The organism is Pseudorhodobacter sp. E13 (assembly GCF_003991405.1).
In the GTDB taxonomy this organism is placed as follows: domain Bacteria; phylum Pseudomonadota; class Alphaproteobacteria; order Rhodobacterales; family Rhodobacteraceae; genus Pseudorhodobacter.
The window spans coordinates 95,028-112,766 of record NZ_RPEN01000158.1; the positions used below are offsets into that span (position 1 = coordinate 95,028).

The 17,739-nt window shown below is 61.1% G+C and carries 17 protein-coding genes; 11 read left to right on the top strand and 6 right to left on the bottom strand.

Annotation, left to right across the window (positions count from 1 at the left end):
• Positions 1–70 precede the first annotated feature (70 nt).
• The 5 genes from EGN72_RS14245 (at position 71) to EGN72_RS14265 (ending at position 6,154) form a co-directional block, all read left to right on the top strand.
• The gene (locus EGN72_RS14245; RefSeq protein ID WP_127048709.1) at positions 71–781 is read left to right on the top strand and encodes an ABC transporter ATP-binding protein; all 711 of its coding nucleotides are present in this window, start codon (positions 71–73) and stop codon (positions 779–781) included.
• Between the two features lie 4 nt (positions 782–785).
• Positions 786–1,229 (top strand): hypothetical protein, encoded by a 444-nt coding sequence (locus EGN72_RS14250; RefSeq protein ID WP_127048711.1) that lies wholly within the window; start codon positions 786–788, stop codon positions 1,227–1,229.
• Complete coding sequence (locus EGN72_RS14255) at positions 1,229–2,239, top strand: branched-chain amino acid ABC transporter permease (RefSeq protein ID WP_127048713.1); 1,011 nt, start codon at positions 1,229–1,231, stop codon at positions 2,237–2,239. Before EGN72_RS14250 ends, EGN72_RS14255 begins: the two co-directional genes overlap by 1 nt.
• The gene (locus EGN72_RS14260) at positions 2,236–3,537 is read left to right on the top strand and encodes a branched-chain amino acid ABC transporter permease (RefSeq protein WP_127048715.1); all 1,302 of its coding nucleotides are present in this window, start codon (positions 2,236–2,238) and stop codon (positions 3,535–3,537) included. The genes EGN72_RS14255 and EGN72_RS14260 overlap by 4 nt, the downstream gene beginning before the upstream one ends.
• A gap of 193 nt (positions 3,538–3,730) precedes the next feature.
• The gene (locus tag EGN72_RS14265) at positions 3,731–6,154 is read left to right on the top strand and encodes an FAD-dependent oxidoreductase (RefSeq protein WP_127048717.1); all 2,424 of its coding nucleotides are present in this window, start codon (positions 3,731–3,733) and stop codon (positions 6,152–6,154) included.
• A 161-nt stretch (positions 6,155–6,315) separates the two neighbouring features.
• On the opposite strand, the gene EGN72_RS14270 is transcribed toward EGN72_RS14265, so the two are convergent.
• From EGN72_RS14270 to purQ, 3 genes are all read right to left on the bottom strand, one after another.
• A complete protein-coding gene (locus EGN72_RS14270; RefSeq protein ID WP_127048719.1) occupies positions 6,316–7,644 on the bottom strand; it encodes a sigma-54 dependent transcriptional regulator in 1,329 nt (442 codons plus the stop codon).
• A gap of 3 nt (positions 7,645–7,647) precedes the next feature.
• Positions 7,648–9,351: an ATP-binding protein gene (locus tag EGN72_RS14275; protein ID WP_233587162.1), complete on the bottom strand. Its 1,704-nt coding sequence runs from the start codon at positions 9,349–9,351 to the stop codon at positions 7,648–7,650.
• Between the two features lie 129 nt (positions 9,352–9,480).
• Positions 9,481–10,149 carry a phosphoribosylformylglycinamidine synthase subunit PurQ gene (gene purQ / locus EGN72_RS14280; protein WP_127048721.1) on the bottom strand — a complete coding sequence of 223 codons (669 nt, stop codon included), beginning with the start codon at positions 10,147–10,149 and terminating at the stop codon, positions 9,481–9,483.
• A 223-nt stretch (positions 10,150–10,372) separates the two neighbouring features.
• Here purQ and EGN72_RS19595 point away from each other — a divergent pair, with 223 nt between their 5' ends.
• The 5 genes from EGN72_RS19595 to EGN72_RS14300 all read left to right on the top strand — a co-directional run bounded on the left by EGN72_RS19595 (position 10,373) and on the right by EGN72_RS14300 (position 14,181).
• On the top strand, positions 10,373–10,507 hold the full coding sequence (locus EGN72_RS19595; RefSeq protein ID WP_255417437.1) for a hypothetical protein: 135 nt from the start codon (positions 10,373–10,375) through the stop codon (positions 10,505–10,507).
• A 209-nt stretch (positions 10,508–10,716) separates the two neighbouring features.
• Complete coding sequence (locus EGN72_RS14285; RefSeq protein WP_127048723.1) at positions 10,717–11,076, top strand: helix-turn-helix transcriptional regulator; 360 nt, start codon at positions 10,717–10,719, stop codon at positions 11,074–11,076.
• A 184-nt stretch (positions 11,077–11,260) separates the two neighbouring features.
• The gene (locus EGN72_RS14290) at positions 11,261–11,779 is read left to right on the top strand and encodes a TRAP transporter small permease subunit (RefSeq protein ID WP_370323303.1); all 519 of its coding nucleotides are present in this window, start codon (positions 11,261–11,263) and stop codon (positions 11,777–11,779) included.
• Positions 11,779–13,104: a TRAP transporter large permease subunit gene (locus tag EGN72_RS14295; protein ID WP_127048725.1), complete on the top strand. Its 1,326-nt coding sequence runs from the start codon at positions 11,779–11,781 to the stop codon at positions 13,102–13,104. The genes EGN72_RS14290 and EGN72_RS14295 overlap by 1 nt, the downstream gene beginning before the upstream one ends.
• Before the next feature lie 42 nt (positions 13,105–13,146).
• Entirely contained in the window at positions 13,147–14,181 is a 1,035-nt protein-coding gene (locus EGN72_RS14300) for a TRAP transporter substrate-binding protein (RefSeq protein WP_127048727.1), read from the top strand.
• 45 nt (positions 14,182–14,226) lie between these two features.
• Here the strand turns inward: EGN72_RS14300 and EGN72_RS14305 are convergent, their stop codons facing one another.
• On the bottom strand, positions 14,227–15,219 hold the full coding sequence (locus EGN72_RS14305; RefSeq protein WP_158623202.1) for an alpha/beta hydrolase: 993 nt from the start codon (positions 15,217–15,219) through the stop codon (positions 14,227–14,229).
• Between the two features lie 102 nt (positions 15,220–15,321).
• The gene (locus EGN72_RS14310; RefSeq protein WP_127048731.1) at positions 15,322–15,636 is read right to left on the bottom strand and encodes a hypothetical protein; all 315 of its coding nucleotides are present in this window, start codon (positions 15,634–15,636) and stop codon (positions 15,322–15,324) included.
• A gap of 251 nt (positions 15,637–15,887) precedes the next feature.
• On the opposite strand from EGN72_RS14310, the gene EGN72_RS14315 reads away from it, so the two are divergent.
• The gene (locus EGN72_RS14315) at positions 15,888–17,021 is read left to right on the top strand and encodes an SRPBCC family protein (protein ID WP_127048733.1); all 1,134 of its coding nucleotides are present in this window, start codon (positions 15,888–15,890) and stop codon (positions 17,019–17,021) included.
• Between the two features lie 32 nt (positions 17,022–17,053).
• Here the strand turns inward: EGN72_RS14315 and EGN72_RS14320 are convergent, their stop codons facing one another.
• Positions 17,054–17,722, bottom strand: a complete 669-nt coding sequence (locus EGN72_RS14320; RefSeq protein WP_127048735.1) for an HAD-IA family hydrolase — start codon at positions 17,720–17,722, stop codon at positions 17,054–17,056.
• Positions 17,723–17,739: the final 17 nt, after the last annotated feature.

Below are 17,739 nucleotides of genomic sequence, written 5' to 3' on the forward strand. Positions count from 1 at the left end.
TGTTTTGCGCCGGATTGGATATGTTTGACCAGATGATGATGACGCGCCGCGACGTGTCGAGAGGAAAGCTATGTCGGAACCGTTTTTGATCGGCGAGAATATGACCGGGGGCTATGGCCCGGTGGATATTTTGCACGGTTGCACCATTGCGGTGGAAAAGGGCGAGATTGCCGTGATCGTCGGCCCCAATGGCGCGGGCAAATCCACGGCGATGAAGGCGGTGTTTGGCATGCTGGGCCTGCGGGGCGGGCATGTGAAGCTGCAAGGCGAGGATATCACCACGCTCAGCCCGCAGGACCGGGTGGCCAAGGGCATGGCCTTTGTGCCGCAAACCTCCAACATCTTCACCTCGATGACGGTGGAGGAGAACCTTGAAATGGGCGCCTTCCTGCGCCGCGATGATATCGCCGGGACGATGGCGCAGGTCTATGATCTGTTTCCCATTCTGAAGGAAAAGCGGCATCAGGCGGCGGGCGAGTTGTCGGGCGGGCAGCGTCAGCAGGTGGCCGTGGGGCGGGCCTTGATGACGCGGCCATCGGTCTTGATGCTGGATGAACCCACCGCCGGGGTCAGCCCGATTGTGATGGACGAGTTGTTTGACCGGATCATCGAAGTGGCGCGGCAAGGGATTTCCATTCTGATGGTAGAACAAAACGCCCGCCAAGCGCTGGAGATTGCGCATAAAGGCTATGTTCTGGTGCAAGGGGCCAACCGCTTTACCGATACCGGGCAGGCCCTGATGCAAGACCCCGAAGTCCGCCGCAGTTTTCTGGGGGGCTGAGCCGATGGATACCAATCATTTCGTGCTGATGTGCGCGGCTTTTCTGATCGTTGTCACCTGGATGGTGACGATGGCAGACTGGGCCGAGCGCCCTGCCCCGGTGCCCGCCCCTGTGCGCGCCTATGCCTGCCATTTCGATGGCCATTGCCGCGCGCTGGATTGTGGCGTGCCCTTGCCGGATGATATCGTTCTGGTGCCGGAAGATCACGAAGGGGCGGCCTATTTCTACAACCCCGGAACGCCCAAGACCCATTACCGCCTGCAAGCGCTTGAGGATAATGAATTTTTCGGGCGGATCGGGCAATTGGGGTCGATGCGGCTGACGCTGCGGGAAACCGGGGCGCTGCGGGTGGCGGAATATGCGGGCATCACCCGCGACACCGAGGTTTTGGCCACCGCCACCGGCATGTGCCAAGAAACAGAGATTACGCCGCGAGGGCAGGACTGATGGATATTCTGAACGCAATCGTCGCCTTTGTGAATTTCGTGGTGGTTCCCGCCACGGCTTACGGCGCGCAATTGGCGCTGGGGGCCTTGGGGGCCACGCTGGTTTACGGCATCCTGCGCTTTTCCAACTTCGCGCAAGGCGACACCATGGCCTTTGGCACCATGGTCACGATCATCATGACATGGTGGTTGCAAAGCATCGGCGTCAGTTTCGGCCCCCTGCCCACCGCTTTGCTGGCAATGCCGGTGGGGATTGCGGTGACGGCGGGCTTTTTGCTGCTGACCGACCGTTTCGTCTATCGCTTTTACCGCAAGCAACGCGCCGCGCCGACGATTCTGGTGATCGTGTCGCTGGGCGTGATGTTCGTGATGAACGGCGTCACCCGCCTGATCATCGGGGTGGAGGAGCAGAACTTCGCTGATGGTGAGCGTTTTGTGATGACAGCCGGAGAGTTCAAGCAATGGACCGGCCTGGCCGAGGGTATGGCGATCAAGACCACGCAGGCCATTACCGTGATCACAGCCGTGATCGTGGTGGCTTGGCTGTTTTGGTTCCTGCAAAAGACCCGCACCGGGAAATCCATGCGCGCCTTTTCGGATAATGAGGATCTGGCGCTGTTGTCAGGCATCAACCCGCAGCGGGTGGTCATGGTGACATGGATCATCGTGGCGGGTTTGGCGACGATTGCAGGCGTGCTTTATGGCTTGGATAAATCCTTCAAACCCTTCACCTATTTCCAACTGCTCCTGCCGATTTTCGCGGCGGCCGTGGTGGGGGGGCTGGGCAACCCCTTGGGGGCGATTGCGGGCGGCTTTGTCGTCGCCTATTCCGAAGTGGTCGTGACCTATGCGTGGAAGAAAGTTGTCACCTATCTGGTGCCTGCCGATATGGCGCCGGATGCGCTGATCCAGCTTTTGTCCACCGATTACAAGCTTGCGGTGAGCTTTATCATTCTGATCATCGTGTTGCTGTTCATGCCCACGGGGCTGTTTAAGGGGAAATCGGGATGAACAACCGCAACCTTCTGCTCTTTGCCATTCTGGCGGCGCTCTATGTGGCGACGGGGGTGTTTCAAAGCTGGAACCTCGCGCTGAATATCCTGAACCTTGGTCTGCTCTCGGCGATCATGGCGCTGGGGGTGAACATGCAATGGGGCTATGCCGGGCTGTTCAACACCGGGATCATGGGCTTTGCAGCCCTTGGCGGGCTGGCCGTGGTGCTGACCTCGGCCCCCCCGCAACCCGAAGGCTGGGCCGCCGGTGGATGGGGTATTCTGGCGGGCTTGCTGTTTGGCGTCGCGGTGATCGTGGCGGGCACGCAGCTTTATCAGCGCATGGCCAAGGGGCGCGCGCGAAATCTGGCGCTGCTGGTGCTGCTGGTCGGCGGTTTCTTTGCCTTCCGCGCGATCTTTGATCCGGCGGTCGAGGCAGTCGAGGCGATCAACCCGGCCTCGGCGGGCAATATCGGCGGGCTGGGCTTGCCCTCCTTGCTGGCCTGGCCTTTGGGCGGGGTGCTGGCGGCGGCGGCAGCTTGGGCGATCGGCAAAATCTCTTTGGGGTTGCGGTCGGATTATCTGGCGATTGCCACGCTGGGCATTGCCGAAATCATCATCATCGTGCTGAAAAACGAAGATTGGCTGGCGCGCGGGGTGAAGAACATGATCGGCCTGCCCCGGCCATGGCCCGTGCCCTATGAGGTGGATTTGCAGCAAAGCAGCACCTTCCTGGATTGGGCCGCGCAATATGGGTTTGACCCGATTGTTGCGTCGTCCATCGTGGTTAAGCTGCTCTATGCGTTGATCTTTGGTCTGGTTCTGGTGGTCGTGGTCTGGATGTCGGAACTGGCGCTGAAAAGCCCATGGGGCCGCATGATGCGCGCGATCCGCGACAATGAGGTGGCCGCCGAGGCGATGGGCAAGGATGTGACGCGCCGCCATTTGCAGATTTTCGTGATCGGCTCTGCCGTGGTGGGCTTTGCCGGGGCGATGATGACCTCGATGGACGGGCAATTGACGCCCGGCACCTATAACCCGCTGCGCTTTACCTTCCTGATCTGGGTGATGGTGATTGTGGGCGGTTCTGGCAATAACTGGGGGGCTGTGTTGGGTGGCCTGCTGATCGGCTGGTTGTGGCTGATCGTGGAAAGCCTTGGGCCGGGGGTTATGGCGGTGATCACTTCCGGAATGGCGGAAGGTGCGCTGAAGGCGCATCTGGTGGATTCGGCCCAGCATATGCGCTTGTTGACGCTGGGGGTGATCTTGCTGCTGGTGCTACGCTTCAGCCCGCGTGGTCTGATCCCCGAGAAATAAGCCTTCGGCGTTTATTGGCTGGGGCAAAGGGGGGCATTCTGCCCCCCTACGCCTTTCAGGCTCCCCCCCTGAGGATATTTGGGCCGAAAAGAAAGCCGGGGCGCGTTCAGGATGCGACAAAATTTGTCGCGTCTGCACTTGCCTTTCTAGGGGGGGCCGCGCCAATCTGGTCGAAATCTTTGGGGAGTTCGACATGAAAAGCCATGCACGGGTGGTTGTAATCGGGGGCGGCGTTGTGGGCTGTTCGGTGTTGTATCATCTGACCAAGCTGGGCTGGTCGGATGTGATGCTGATCGAGCGGTCAGAGCTGACGTCGGGGTCGACATGGCATGCGGCGGGCGGGTTTCATACGCTGAACGGCGATACCAATATGGCCGCGCTGCAAGGCTATACCATCCGACTGTATAAGGAGTTGGAGGCGATCACCGGGATGTCTTGTGGCTTGCACCATGTCGGCGGGATCACTTTGGCCGACAATCAGGCCCGGTTTGAAATGTTGAAGGCCGAGCGGGCCAAGCATCGCTATATGGGGTTGGACACCGAAATTCTGGGGCCAGAGGAGATTGGCAAGCTGACCGATGGCATGGTCAATCTTGAGGGGATTGTCGGCGCGCTTTATGATCCGCTGGATGGGCATCTGGACCCGTCGGGCACCACCCATGCCTATGCCAAGGCGGCCCGGATGGGCGGGGCCGAGATTGTGCTGCACAACCGGGTGTTAGAGACGAACCCGACCAAGGACGGCTGGGAAGTGGTGACCGAGAAAGGCACCGTGACCTGTGAGCATCTGGTCAATGCGGGGGGGCTGTGGGCGCGCGAGGTGGGGGCCATGGCGGGGGTTTACCTGCCGCTATTGCCGATGGCGCATCAGTATCTGGTCACCGATGACATCCCCGAGATCATGGATATTCTGAAATCGGGGCGCGAGTTTCCGCATGTGATGGACCCCGGCGGCGAAAGCTATTTGCGGCAGGAAGGCCGGGGCCTGTGCATCGGGTTCTATGAAAAACCCTGTGAGCCGTGGTCGGTCGATGGCACGCCTTGGGGTTTTGGCCATGAGCTGCTGAACGAACAGTTCGACAAGATCGAGGACTCGGTGAATTTCGCCTATCGCCGCTTTCCGGTGCTGGAACGCTCGGGCGTGAAGCGGGTGATCCATGGGCCGTTTACCTTTGCCCCCGATGGCAACCCGCTGATCGGCCCGGTGCCGGGTTTGCGCAACTATTGGTCGGCCTGCGCCGTGATGGCGGGATTCAGCCAAGGTGGCGGCATGGGGCTGGCGCTGGCGCAATGGATGATCGAGGGCGAAGTGGAGCGCGATCCGCGCGGCTTTGATGTGGCGCGTTTTGGCAATTGGACGACGCCGGGCTATACCGTGCCCAAGGTGATCGAGAATTACCAGATGCGGTTCAGTGTCAGCTATCCGAATGAGGAACGCCCCGCCGCCCGCCCCTTCCGCACCACGCCGATGTATGACGTGTTTGACAAAATGGGCGCGGTCTGGGGCCAGCAATACGGGTTGGAAGTGGTGAACTATTTCGCCCTGCCCGGTGAGCCGCGCTATGAGGAGCCTTCGTTCAAACGCTCCAACGCCTGGGAAGCGACGCGCCAGGAGGTGATGGCGGTGCGCGAGGCGGTGGGCATCAACGAGGTGCAGAATTTCGGCAAATACCTTGTCAAAGGCCCGCGCGCCCGCGCCTGGCTGGACCGGATCATGGCCGGGCTGATCCCGAAGCCGGGGCGGCTTTCGCTGACGCCGATGTTGGCCGCAAGCGGCAAGATCATTGGCGATTTCACCGTGTCCTGCTTGTCGGAAACCGAGTTCCAACTGACCGCCAGCTATGGGGCGCAGGGCTGGCACAGCCGCTGGTTCGAGCAGCATATGGAAGACGGTGTGAGCGTCGAGAATATCTCGGACACGCGCTCGGGCTTTCAGATTGCGGGGCCCAAGGCGCGCGAATTGCTGTCACGCGTGACGCGGTCCGATGTTTCGGCCGAGGCGTTCCGCTTCATGGATGTGAAACCGATGACCGTGGGCATGGCGAAATGTATCGTGCAACGCGTCAGCTACACCGCCGATCTGGGCTATGAGATTTATTGCGACCATATGTCGATGCGGCATCTGTGGACGGTGTTGACCGAGGCGGGTGCTGATCTGGGCCTGCGCGCCTTTGGTATGCGCGCGATGATGAGCCTGCGGTTGGATAAATTCTTCGGCTCTTGGGGCCGCGAATTCAGCCCGGATTATACGCCCTGCGAGACCGGGCTGGACCGCTTTATCCGCTGGAACAAGGATGCGGACTGGATTGGCAAGGCCCCCGCCATGGCCGAGAAAGCCGCCGGAGCCAAACGCGCGCTTTGCGCCTTTATCGTCGAGGCCAAGGACGCCGATGTCGTGGCATGGGAGCCGATCTGGATTGATGGCACGGTGCAGGGCTATTGCACCAGCGGCGGCTATTCGCATTACACCGGGCAATCGGTCGCGCTGGGGCTTATTCCCGCCGAGCAGGCCAAAGACGGGCTGGCGGTTGAGATCGAGATATTGGGTGAACGCCGCCCGGCCCGTCTGGTGACCACGCCGCTGTTTGACGCAGACGGCGCGCGGATGCGGGGGTAACGCTTGGTGGCAAGGTTGCGGGGGCGCTGCCCCCCTGCGCCTGAAGGCGCATTCAAAGACGCCATTTTCGCGGAAAATGCGTCGGCCCCGAGGTATTTTCGCCAAGATGAAATCAGGACACTCCATCGACTTCATCTTGGTTCAAATACCTAAGGCCGACGTCAGGTATAGTCAGAACGGCTGAGGCTGTATTTCGCCATTTTCTCGTTCAGCGTGCGGCGCGGCAGGCAAAGTTCTTCCATCACCGCGACGATAGAGCCTTTGTGGCGGCGCATGGTATTGTCGATCAGCATCCGCTCAAAGGCTTCGACGTAGTCTTTCAGCGGTTTGCCTTCGGTGGTCAGCGCGGGGCCTGCGGCCTCGTTATCGGCCATCAGGAGGGATGCGATAGAACCGGAACCGCGGCGGTTTTGCAGCACGGCGCGTTCCGCGATATTGACCAATTGGCGCACATTGCCGGGCCAGGGGGCTTGCAGCAGTTGTGCGGCCTCTTGCGCGGCAACCTGCGGGGCATCGCAGCCATATTCCTCGGCGAATTGTTCGGACAGCCGGGTGAACAGGGTCAGGATATCTTCGCCACGGGCGCGCAGCGGCGGGCAGATGATGGTCAGCGCGCCAAGCCGGTAGAACAGATCGGGGCGCAGGATATCCTCGAGCGTTTTGTCGGGCGCGTGTTCATTCACGATCGCGATGATGCGAGTTTCCGGCGGGCTGCCTTGGTCGTTGATCATGGTCAGCAGGCGCGATTGCAGCGCGTGGCTAAGCGATTCAATATCTTCAAGGCAGAGCGTGCCGCCCCGCGCCTCTTCGATCAGGGGGATGCCGCCTTCTTCCATCGGGCCGAACAGGCGGGCGGCAAGCTGGTCTTCGGACCAGGCCGCGCAGGAAATGGTGACAAATTTCTTGGAGGCGCGCGGCCCCACGGCATGCAGCGCATGGGCGACAAGGGTTTTGCCGGTGCCGGTTTCGCCGTCGATCAGCACATGGCCATCGGCTTGGCCCAGATCAAGGATATCTTCGCGCAGGCGTTCCATTTCGGCCGAGGTGCCGATCAGCTTTTTCATCAGCACGCTGCCGTCTGACAGTTCGCGGCGCAGGGCACGGCTGTCCAGCGTCATGCGGCGGCTGTTGGTGGCTTTTTTGGTCAGTTCCGTCATCCGGTCGGGGTTGAACGGTTTTTCCAGAAAATCATAGGCCCCGACGCGCATCGCCTCCACCGCCATGGGCACATCGCCGTGTCCGGTGATCATGATGACGGGCAAGCCGCTATCAAGGCTCATCAGGCGTTTCAGGAAGGCCATGCCATCCATGCCCGGCATGCGGATATCCGACACCACCACGCCCGGATAATCGGCGCCAATGGTTTTCAGCGCCTCTTCCGCCGATGCGTAGGTTTCGGTTTCAAACCCCGACAGGGCCAGCCATTGGCTGATGGATTGCCGCATGTCGGCTTCGTCATCGACAATCGCGACTTTCATTGCACGCGCCATAGGTTACTCCGCTGCTGCCAGTTCTGTGCCCAATATGGGAAGCTGCACTTCGAAAACAGCCCCCCCCTCTTCACCATTATGTGCGATCAGGCGTCCGCCCAGATCGGTCACAATGCCCGAGGAAATCGCAAGGCCAAGCCCTACCCCTTCGCCGGGTTTCTTCGTCGTGTAGAACGGCTCGAACAGGCTTTCGAGGTTGTCGATGCCGTGGCCGTTGTCGCGCACGGTCAGATGGACCGAGTGGTCGACCGTGATCGACAGGTCGATACGCGGGTCTTTCACATCTTTGGTGGCATCCAGCGCATTGCGCAACAGGTTGATGATAACCTGTTCCAGCCGCAGCCTGTCGGCCATGATCATCACCGGATTGCGCGGCAGGTTGCGAGTGATCTGCACCACGCGCGATTTCAACTGCGGTTCCATCATCGACAAGGCCGAGGACAGGCAGGCGCGCACATCCACAGGCTCAAACGCCTCGCCGCCTTTGCGGGCATAGGATTTCAACTGACGGGTGATCGCGCCCATGCGTTCGATCAGATCGTCGATGCGCTGAAAGGACGACAGCGCCTCATCGGGGCGGTGGCGTTGCAACAGCAACCGCGCGCCGGCCAGATAGGTTTTCATCGCGGCCAATGGTTGGTTCAACTCATGGCTGACGGCAGCCGACATTTCGCCCAAGGCGGCCAGTTTTGACGATTGCGCCAGCGTCAGTTCCGCGACCGCAAGATCTTTTTGCACCTTTTCGCGCTGCGCAATCTCGCGTTTCAGGCGGGCGTTGAGCAGGCGCAGCTCGGCGCTTTCACGCTGGAAGGTGGCACTTTGCGACCAGGCGCGGCGGGATAGGAAGTAAAAGGTTAGCGCCAGAAGGATGGCAAAGCCCATGATTTCCAGCGCCAGCACGCCATTCACCCGTTCGCGCACGGAATCGTAAGCGGTAAAGGTCAGGATGCGCCAACCACGGAACGGCACCCGCGCCTCGGTTTTCATCACCGCATTGCCGCGCAAATAGGCGTCGGGCGGGTCTTGCGTCCAATCCGTCGTGGCCCGCAAGGCCCGTTCAATGGCCGAAGGCGCGTCTTGCACGGCCAAAGCCTCGGTCAGCAGCAGGCCACGCCAGCGCGGTTCGGTGGCAAGGATCACCTTGCCTTCGCTATCGGTGACCAGAACCGCATCGGTCAGCCCGGCCCACGCGCGTTCATATTTCATCAGATCAACCGCAACGACGATCACCCCGATCATGCGGTTATCGGCCAGCACAGCGCGGGAATAGGTGAAATCATTGCCCCCCGTTTCGCGCGGTTGCGCCGAAAACACCGTATCCTTGGTGCGCTGCGCATCGACGAAATAGGCCGCCGCCCGGTGGCTGGAGCCGATCAGATTGCGGTTGGTCGCCCCCACCGCGCGCCCGTCCTTGTCCAGCAGCAAGATCGACGCCGCCCCGATTTCCGCCTGAAATGAGATCAGCCGCGCCGAGGTGCTGGAAAACTGCCCATCATTCAGCGCCCGGATCAGTTCCGGGTCGCGCGCCAGCAACAAGGGCACGACAGAGTTGCGCTGCAATTCCGAGATCAGGTTGCCGCTATACAGCGCCAGACGCACTTCGGCCCGGTTGCGGGTGGATTCGGTGAAGCGGTCGGTCAACCAGTCATTCGTCACCAAAACCACGGCCACCGCCGCCGCGAACAGCCCGCCCACCAACCCGCGCATCGCCCATGACAGGCGGCGGGATTGCGGCACCCCCGGCATCACCGCAAGCGCGGTTGTATCTGGCTCTGTGTTCTGGTCGCTCATGGCCCGAGTTTACGGGCTCGTCGCCACGACCTCAAGCAGCGGCGATCACGCAAGCGCCAAAGCGCCGGTCAACGAGCGGAAAAGCACCGAACCATCGGTGCCGCCATGTGAAACTTCGCTGGCGCGTTCGGGATGCGGCATCATCCCCAGCACGCGGCGATTGTCAGACAGAATGCCCGCGATAGCATCGACCGACCCGTTGGGATTGTCGCTATAGGTAAAGGCGACGCGGTCCTCGCCCTTCAGCCGTGCAAGGGTTTCGGCATCGGCGGTGTAATTGCCATCGTGATGGGCCACAGGGATCATGACCCGCGCGCCTTTATCATAGCCATTGGTAAAGGCGCTGTCGGTGGTGGCGACCTGCAATTCAACCGTCTTGCAAATGAATTTCAGCCCGGCGTTGCGCATCAGGGCACCGGGCAGCAGGCCCATTTCCGTCAACACCTGAAAGCCGTTGCAGATGCCCAGCACATAGCCGCCGCGCTGCGCATGGGCCCGCACCGCCGCCCCGATCGGGGATTGCGCCGCAATCGCGCCACAGCGCAGGTAATCGCCAAAGGAAAAGCCCCCCGGCACCGCCACGATATCCACGCCTTCGGGCAGGCTGGTGTCTTTGTGCCAGACGCGATGCACCTCGGCGCCGGAGTGTTCAAACGCAACGGCAAGGTCACGGTCGCAGTTCGATCCGGGAAAGGTCAGGACAGCGGCTTTCATGGGGTGCCCCCTTGGCAGGAAAAGGTTGCGCAGGGCTTAGCCCAAACCGCGCGCCATTTCCAGCCCTGCAAACCACCCTGCCCCGGCTTTTTGCATTTCCCCGATCTGAACGCCGCAATGACGCCAAATTAACATATTTCGGCAGAATACTCGGACTCATCAGGCGCGATCCCGCAGGCAAGGGCAACCGGATCAGCCGCTTCATGTCGAGAGGATAAGACCAATGCTTGGGCTCACTCTGTTTCAGTTTCTGTTTACCCTGACAGCCGCCGCGCTGACAGCCGCCATCCTGATCAACGCCTTGTTCAAAGTTCTGCTACCCAAACAAGACTGGCGCCACTGGGGCCCGTTCGACTAAGCCCCGCCGGGCCAAGGCCGGGCCATATCACCCTGGTCGCGGGCCTGCCGCAATTTTGGGCAAATGCGCCGGATTGGCTGTGCCTTGGGCAGAAAAGCCGCATTTGCGTCGCCCCGGCTGCGCATATCATCTGTTTCTTGAATATATCCCGGCTTTTGCCTATATCAGCAGCACGCACCGCCGTTTTCCGCCTGATCGAAAGCCCTGCAATGTCCTTTGATGCCGCCGCCCGCGCCAAACTGACCGAAGCCACCCCGGCGGTGCCTTGCGCCTCTGTGCCGCCCGAAGAACTGGTGCGGCAGGCCGAAGCTGCGTCAAATTTCCTCAAGGCGCTGTCGCATGAAGGGCGTCTGATGATCCTGTGCCACCTCACCTCGGGTGAAAAATCGGTGACAGAGCTGGAAGAGCTGTTGGGCAGCCGTCAGGCTGCCGTCAGCCAACAGCTTGCCCGTTTGCGGCTGGAAGGGTTGGTCAGTTGCCGCCGCGATGGCAAGGCGATTTACTACTCGCTGTCTGACGCACGCGCACAGCGCATGATGTCCCTGATCCACGAGATGTTCTGCGGCTAGGCCAATCGGCCCGCCCCCTCTGCCAGCCCCCCTGCCTCAGCTTTGCTGATCCTTTAGGCAGATGCCCGGTCTTTGTGCCGCGCGCATGCCGAGACGCTTGCAATATGGTTTTCCCACCGCCATGCTGACCGAAAGGTCAAAATTTGCCGCAAAGGCAGGGCCTAGTCCTTTCAGGGGCCAAGTTATGTGGGGGAACATGCCGACCATCGTTGTGCGTTACGTCCATTGGGTAGAGCGTTGGAACCGCCGCATCGGGCGGGTGGCCATGTATCTGCTGTTTGCGCTTATGGCGGTGATGCTGTGGGGGGCCTTTGCCCGCACCGCTTGGCATCCGCAGGTCTGGACCGATGAGATGGGGCAATTCCTGCTGGCGGGGTATTTCATGCTGGGCGGGGCCTATGCCTTGCAGATGGATTCAGCCGTGCGGATGGATGTGTTCTATTCCGCATGGTCGCCGCGCACCAAGGCGCTGGTCGATGCGGTGACAATCTTCGCGCTGCTGTTTTATCTGGGCGTGCTTTTGTGGGGCGGCGTCGAAAGCACCGTCTATGCGCTGGAATACGGCGAACGGAAATCCGGCCTTTGGCGGCCCTATATGGCCCCGGTCAAGATTGTGATGTGCATCGGCATCACCATGATGCTGCTGCAATGCACGGCCTTTCTGGCCCGTGATATCGCCCGTCTGCGGGGGCAAGAGATCTGATGCATTACGAGATGATTGCGCTGCTGATGTTCGGCTCCATGCTGGTCATGCTGATGACCGGGCAGCGGATGTTCGGGATTATCGGCTTTGTCGCCGTGGTGGCGGCGATGCTGCTTTGGGGCGATCGCGGCGGCTATGATCTGGCCTTCGCGCAAAGCATGAAGGTGATTGGCTGGTTCCCGCTGCTGACCCTGCCGATGTTCATTTTCATGGGCTATGTGCTGTCGGAAAGCCGGCTTGCCGATGATCTTTACCGCATGTTTCATGTCTGGTTTGGCCGCGTGCCGGGGGGGCTGGCGATTGGCACCATTCTGCTGATGGTGCTGATCTCCGCGATGAACGGGCTGTCGGTGGCGGGTATGGCCATCGGGGCCACCATCGCTTTGCCCGAACTCCTCAAACGCGACTATGACAAGCGGATGGTGACGGGGGTCATTCAGGCAGGCTCCTCGCTGGGGATCCTTGTGCCGCCTTCGGTGGTGCTGGTGCTTTATGCGCTGATCGCGCGGCAATCGGTTTCAGACCTGTGGCTGGCGGGCGTAGTGCCGGGGCTGATGATGGCGGCGATGTTCGTCATCTACATCTGGATCCGCTGCAAACTGAACCCCAGCCTTGGCCCGGCCTTGGACGCGGCCGAACTTGCCGCCGTTCCACGGGCCGAGAAATACCGCCTGCTGCTGGCGGGCCTGCTGCCCTTTGGCATCTTTCTGGTGATGATGGTGCCCTTCGTGACGGGCTATACACGGCTGGTCGAAAGCTCGGTGATCGGGGCGGTGGCCTCGGTGCTGGTCGCGGTGGCCAAGGGCCGCATGACGCGCCAAGTGTTTGAGACAGCCACCCGCAACACGCTGGCGATTTCCTGCATGTTCCTGTGGATCATCCTTGCCGCCCTTGCCTTTGGCGCGGTGTTTGACGGCTTGCGCGCGGTGGATGCGATCAAGGGGCTGTTTCTGGACAATCTCGGCCTTGGCCGGTGGGAAGTGCTGATCCTGATGCAGCTTTCCTTCATCCTGATGGGCACTTTTCTGGATGACACCGCGATGCTGGTCATCGTCGCCCCGCTCTATGTGCCACTGGTCAAACTGCTGGAATTTGATCTGGTCTGGTATGGCGTGCTTTACACCATGACCTGCCAGATCGCCTATATGACACCGCCCTTCGGCTATAACCTGTTTCTGATGCGCGCCATGGCCCCGCCCGAGGTGACGCTGATGGATATCTACCGCTCCATCGTGCCCTTTGTGGCCGTCATGGTGCTGGCCCTCGCCATCGTCATGGCCTTCCCGCAACTCGCACTTTGGCTGCCCAATACGCTTCGTCATTAAACAGGCGGACCCTACCGCCGCAACACAGCAAGGAGAGAACAGATGACCACCAGAAGAAAGTTCCTCACCTCCGGCGCGCTGGCCGCCGGTGCCTCTACCCTCGCCGCACCTGCGCTGGCGCAATCCCCGATCAAATGGCGCCTGCAAACCTATGCCGGGGCCGCGCTTGGCGCCGAAGTCATCAAACCCGCCATCGACCAGTTCAACGAAATCGCCGCCGGCCAGATGGAGATTGAACTTTACTACGCCGACCAGCTTGTCCCCACCGGCGAGCTGTTCCAGGCCATGCAGCGCGGCACCATCGACGCCGTGCAATCGGATGACGATTCCATGGCCTCGCCCACCGAAGTCACGGTTTTCGGCGGCTATTTCCCTTTCGCCTCACGCTACTCGCTCGATGTGCCGGTGCTGTTCAACCAATATGGGCTGGGCGAGATCTGGGCCGATGAATATGCCAAGGTCGGCGTCAAACATATCAGCGCGGGCGCATGGGATCCGTGCCATTTCTCAACCAAAGACCCGATCAATTCGCTGGCCGACCTCAAGGGCAAGCGCGTCTTTACCTTCCCCACCGCAGGCCGCTTCCTTGCGCAATTCGGCGTGGTTCCGGTGACGCTGCCATGGGAAGATATCGAAGTGGCCGTGCAAACCGGAGAGTTGGACGGCATCGCGTGGTCCGGCATCACCGAGGTTTATACCGTCGGCTGGTCCAACGTGACCAATTATTTCCTGACCAACAACATCTCGGGCGCGTGGATCGGGCATTTCTTTGCCAATATGGACCGCTGGAATGAGGTGCCGCCGCATCTGCAAGCGCTGATGAAGGTTTGTTTCGAACAGTCGCACTACTACCGCCAGCATTGGTATTGGGGCGGCGAGGCCAAGCTGCGCGTCAACGGGCCAAAGCTGAAGCTGACCACCATCCCCGATGCCGAATGGGCCACGGTCGAGGCCGCAGGCCGCGCCTTCTGGGACGAAATCGCCGCCGAATCCGAGGTAAAAGCCAAGGTCGTCGCGATCTTCAAGGAATATAACGACGTGATGGAAAAAGCGGGCCGCCCCTACCGCTATACCTGACAAGAACAGGCCCCGCCGCAAGGTGGGGCCTTCCCGACTTTGTCGCTATCCGCTTTCCAACGCCCGTAACAGGGCGATCATATCGGGCGAGGAAAACGCCGTGGTGTGATTGGCCGACAGTTTGCGCGTGGCAAAACTGGCCGAGACAACCTGCGCCTTGGCCCGCGTCAGCACGGCGGTATCTTCCACGGTGCCAAGCCGCAGGCGATTGCCATTCAGCACGCCTGAAAACCGCAGCAACTGGTCATTTCGTGACCCGACGACGACAAAGGGCTGCGGCAGGCTGCCCATATCGGCGGCTTGCTGCTCAAACATCTCTACATCAATATCGGGCGACACCAGCACCACCCCTGCCAGCTTGCCCCATTGTGCGCCGCCATTGCGGATGGCGTGCTGGCGCAGCACTTCCATCACCAATTGGCTGCCGATGGAATGGGCGACGATGGTGAAACTCTCAACACCCGAGGCCTGCACCTGATCCAGCACCGTCTCAAAGGCGGAACGCGAAAACAGAACGGAATCGCGGTCTTGCAGATACCCAAGGTTTTCCCCGGCCGAGGGCCAACTGAACAGCAGCGGAATATCCCGCGTCTGATAGTCATGGATGATCTGGGTGTTCATATACAGCGCTTCGGCAAAGCTGTTGTTATAGCCATGCACAAAGATCGTCACGCGCCGCTCTTTTGCGGCCCGCGTGGCAAGTTGCTGGGCCAGCAACGCGCCAAAACCTGCCCCTTCAGCAGCGCGTCTGGCATCAACAATGCCGAAATGCTTTTGCGGGTCGGCAGCCTCGCCGGGGTATTCAACGCGGCCCGGTTCATGCGCCGGCGGCACCGAGACGCGAACCGCGCCATAGCTGACCTGCGCGCTGCGCTCTGCGCCGAAAAGCTGGGCGGAGGGCGCGCGATTGGTGGCAAACAACACCTCATGCACCGTGGCCCCTTGGGTCTGCGGCACCACCACAATCGCGCTGCGCGGCCCGCAGCCCAAAAGCAGCAGCCCCAAAGCCAAGGCGGCAAAGGCCCTGAGAATGGTCATAGGGTCACGCTTTCTGTCAAACATCTTTGCGGCGACAGGAAACCGGGGGGCAAGCGCCCCTGCCCCCCGGTTCCGCCTGTTACCCCTTTTTTCGGGGCCTGCTCAATTCTTGCGCGGCGGCGGGGCGAAATCGCGCAGCGTCTGTTCCACCGCAGCCACGGTCAGACCTGCGTTCTCTGCCTTCAGGCAATCGGTGATTTTCGCGGCATCGGGCCGTTCGGGTTTGCCCTTGGCCCCCGGTTTGCCCGGTGCGGGCACGCAGGTTTTCAGGGTCGCCTCCGACACGCCAAGGGCTGCCGACATTTCGCTTAGCGAGGGGGCCTCTCGCCGCTGTTGTTGCTGGGCCAAGGCGGCCATCGGGGCAACCAGTGACACAGCGGTCACAAGGGACAGCAAAGCGCTCGATCGTTTCGTCATTGTTCTGTCTTTCCGGTTTCAAGCTCTGTTGTGGAAGAGCTAGCGATAAACGCCGCCGTCGCCGGTTTCCGTCGCGCGATCTGAAAAGTTAATTTTTGGTGACTTTTTTGCCTCGTTTGGTTTTTAATCAAGGGCTTACCCGTCATTCCGCGCGCGATTCCGCAGCCCCTGAATCGCAGCCTCGCCGCGAAAAACAGGTGACAGGCCGCAGCTTCAGTGCTTCACTGCCCCCACCCAGCCCCGAGGATCGCATGACCACCCATGACCCCAAACTCTCCCCTGTGGAGGAACTTCGCGCCAATGTGGCCCAGCCCTTCGGACAGGCCCGCGCGATGCCGAAATCGGTCTATACCTCGCCCGAATTTACGGCGCTGGAGCAAGAGCATATTTTCCGCAAAGACTGGCTTTGCGCAGGCCGCGCCGATGCGTTGAAAGCGCCCGGCGATTACCTGACGATGGACATCGCAGGAGAGCCGATCATCGTGCTGCGCGACCGTGACGGCCAGTTGCGGGCCATGTCCAACGTCTGCCGCCACCGCATGTCGATCCTGCTGGAAGGGCGCGGCAATACCCGCGCCATCACCTGCCCCTATCACGCCTGGACCTATAACCTTGACGGTTCCTTGCGGGGCGCGCCCGCGATGATGCATAACGAAGGCTTCTGCAAGGATCAGGTCAACCTGCCGCAAATCCGCTGCACCGACTGGCTGGGTTGGATCATGGTCACGCTGAACCCCGATGCCCCCGACCCGCAGGACCGCCTGAAAGGCGTGCAGGATCTGGTCGGCTATCTGGATATGGGGGCCTATGTCGAAACCTTCCGCGAGGAACATCACTGGGACACCAACTGGAAGGTTCTGGCCGAGAATTTCATGGAAAGCTATCACCTGCCGGTCTGCCACGCAGGCACCATCGGCGGCTCGGTCGATCTGGCACAGATGACCTGCCCGGAAGGCGAGCCGGGCTTCAACTATCACTGGATCGTCAAGAATGACACGGTAAAGCTTTCCCTCGCGCATCCCTCCAACACCACGCTGACAGGCGATCAGCGGCGCATCACATGGCTGCTGGCGATCTATCCGTCACTGATGATCACGCTGACGCCGGGATATTTCTGGTATCTCTGCCTGACGCCGGACGGGCCGGGACGGGTGAAAATTCTCTATGGTGGCGGGTTGCACCCCGATTGGGTGGCCGACCCGCAGGCCGCGGCGCATCTGGAAACGATCAAGGGCCTGCTGGACCATGTGAATGACGAGGATCGTGGCTGCACCGAAAAGGTCTATCGCGGGCTTTGCGCCGATTTGTCCGGGCCGGGCCATCTGTCCCATCTGGAACGGCCAAATTTCGAATTCGCCACCTATATCGCGCGGATGATGCCCTGAGCGGCGGCGGTTTTTTTGGCAGGCAGGCGCGATTACGCGGGCAGCAACCGATCCACCAGCCCCGGCAGGTCATCATAGTGATGCAGCAGCGCATCGGGCTGCAAGCGGTCCACCCCTGCCCCTTCCGGGCCAAAGCCGACCAGCACAATCGGCACCCCTGCCGCGCGCGCGGTATCGCGGTCGGTGATGGTGTCCCCGATCAGCAAGGACCGCGCCGCATCGCCCCCCGCCCGGCGGACGGTTTCAAAGTAATGCTCTGGGTCGGGTTTGCGCACGGGCAGCGTATCGGCCCCCAGCAAGGCGCCGAACAGCCCCGAAATCCCGAAATGATCGCATAGCATCACCGCCAGATGTTCCGGTTTGTTGGTGCAGATCGCGGTGGCAAACCCTGCCGCGCGCAACGCCTCCACCGCTTGCACCGCACCGGGATAGAGCGTCGAATGCACCGCAATCGCCCCGGCGTAGGCCTCGAGCAGCACCGGGTATTGCGCATCCACATCCGCCTCGGTCCAGGCCGCGCCAAGCCGCGAGAATCCCAGCCGCAGCATCGCCCGCCCGCCGCCAAAGGCCACCAGCGCATCGCCTGTGCGCGACAGGGGCGCGCCCTTGCCCATCCGTTCAAAACAAGCATTGGCCGCCGCGATCAGATCACCGCTGGTATCGGCCAAAGTGCCATCAAGATCAAAAACCACGGTGCGCATCTGCATCCCCTTATGTC

Excerpts from the sequence above, each read along its gene's own strand:
- EGN72_RS14245 (WP_127048709.1), top strand. The coding sequence starts at position 71 with ATGTCGGAACCGTTTTTGATCGGCGAGAATATGACCGGGGGCTATGGC.
- EGN72_RS14250 (WP_127048711.1), top strand. The coding sequence starts at position 786 with ATGGATACCAATCATTTCGTGCTGATGTGCGCGGCTTTTCTGATCGTT.
- EGN72_RS14255 (WP_127048713.1), top strand. The coding sequence starts at position 1,229 with ATGGATATTCTGAACGCAATCGTCGCCTTTGTGAATTTCGTGGTGGTT.
- EGN72_RS14260 (WP_127048715.1), top strand. The coding sequence starts at position 2,236 with ATGAACAACCGCAACCTTCTGCTCTTTGCCATTCTGGCGGCGCTCTAT.
- EGN72_RS14265 (WP_127048717.1), top strand. The coding sequence starts at position 3,731 with ATGAAAAGCCATGCACGGGTGGTTGTAATCGGGGGCGGCGTTGTGGGC.
- EGN72_RS14270 (WP_127048719.1), bottom strand. The coding sequence starts at position 7,644 with ATGGCGCGTGCAATGAAAGTCGCGATTGTCGATGACGAAGCCGACATG.
- EGN72_RS14275 (WP_233587162.1), bottom strand. The coding sequence starts at position 9,351 with ATGCGCGGGTTGGTGGGCGGGCTGTTCGCGGCGGCGGTGGCCGTGGTT.
- purQ (WP_127048721.1), bottom strand. The coding sequence starts at position 10,149 with ATGAAAGCCGCTGTCCTGACCTTTCCCGGATCGAACTGCGACCGTGAC.
- EGN72_RS19595 (WP_255417437.1), top strand. The coding sequence starts at position 10,373 with ATGCTTGGGCTCACTCTGTTTCAGTTTCTGTTTACCCTGACAGCCGCC.
- EGN72_RS14285 (WP_127048723.1), top strand. The coding sequence starts at position 10,717 with ATGTCCTTTGATGCCGCCGCCCGCGCCAAACTGACCGAAGCCACCCCG.
- EGN72_RS14290 (WP_370323303.1), top strand. The coding sequence starts at position 11,261 with ATGTGGGGGAACATGCCGACCATCGTTGTGCGTTACGTCCATTGGGTA.
- EGN72_RS14295 (WP_127048725.1), top strand. The coding sequence starts at position 11,779 with ATGCATTACGAGATGATTGCGCTGCTGATGTTCGGCTCCATGCTGGTC.
- EGN72_RS14300 (WP_127048727.1), top strand. The coding sequence starts at position 13,147 with ATGACCACCAGAAGAAAGTTCCTCACCTCCGGCGCGCTGGCCGCCGGT.
- EGN72_RS14305 (WP_158623202.1), bottom strand. The coding sequence starts at position 15,219 with ATGACCATTCTCAGGGCCTTTGCCGCCTTGGCTTTGGGGCTGCTGCTT.
- EGN72_RS14310 (WP_127048731.1), bottom strand. The coding sequence starts at position 15,636 with ATGACGAAACGATCGAGCGCTTTGCTGTCCCTTGTGACCGCTGTGTCA.
- EGN72_RS14315 (WP_127048733.1), top strand. The coding sequence starts at position 15,888 with ATGACCACCCATGACCCCAAACTCTCCCCTGTGGAGGAACTTCGCGCC.
- EGN72_RS14320 (WP_127048735.1), bottom strand. The coding sequence starts at position 17,722 with ATGCGCACCGTGGTTTTTGATCTTGATGGCACTTTGGCCGATACCAGC.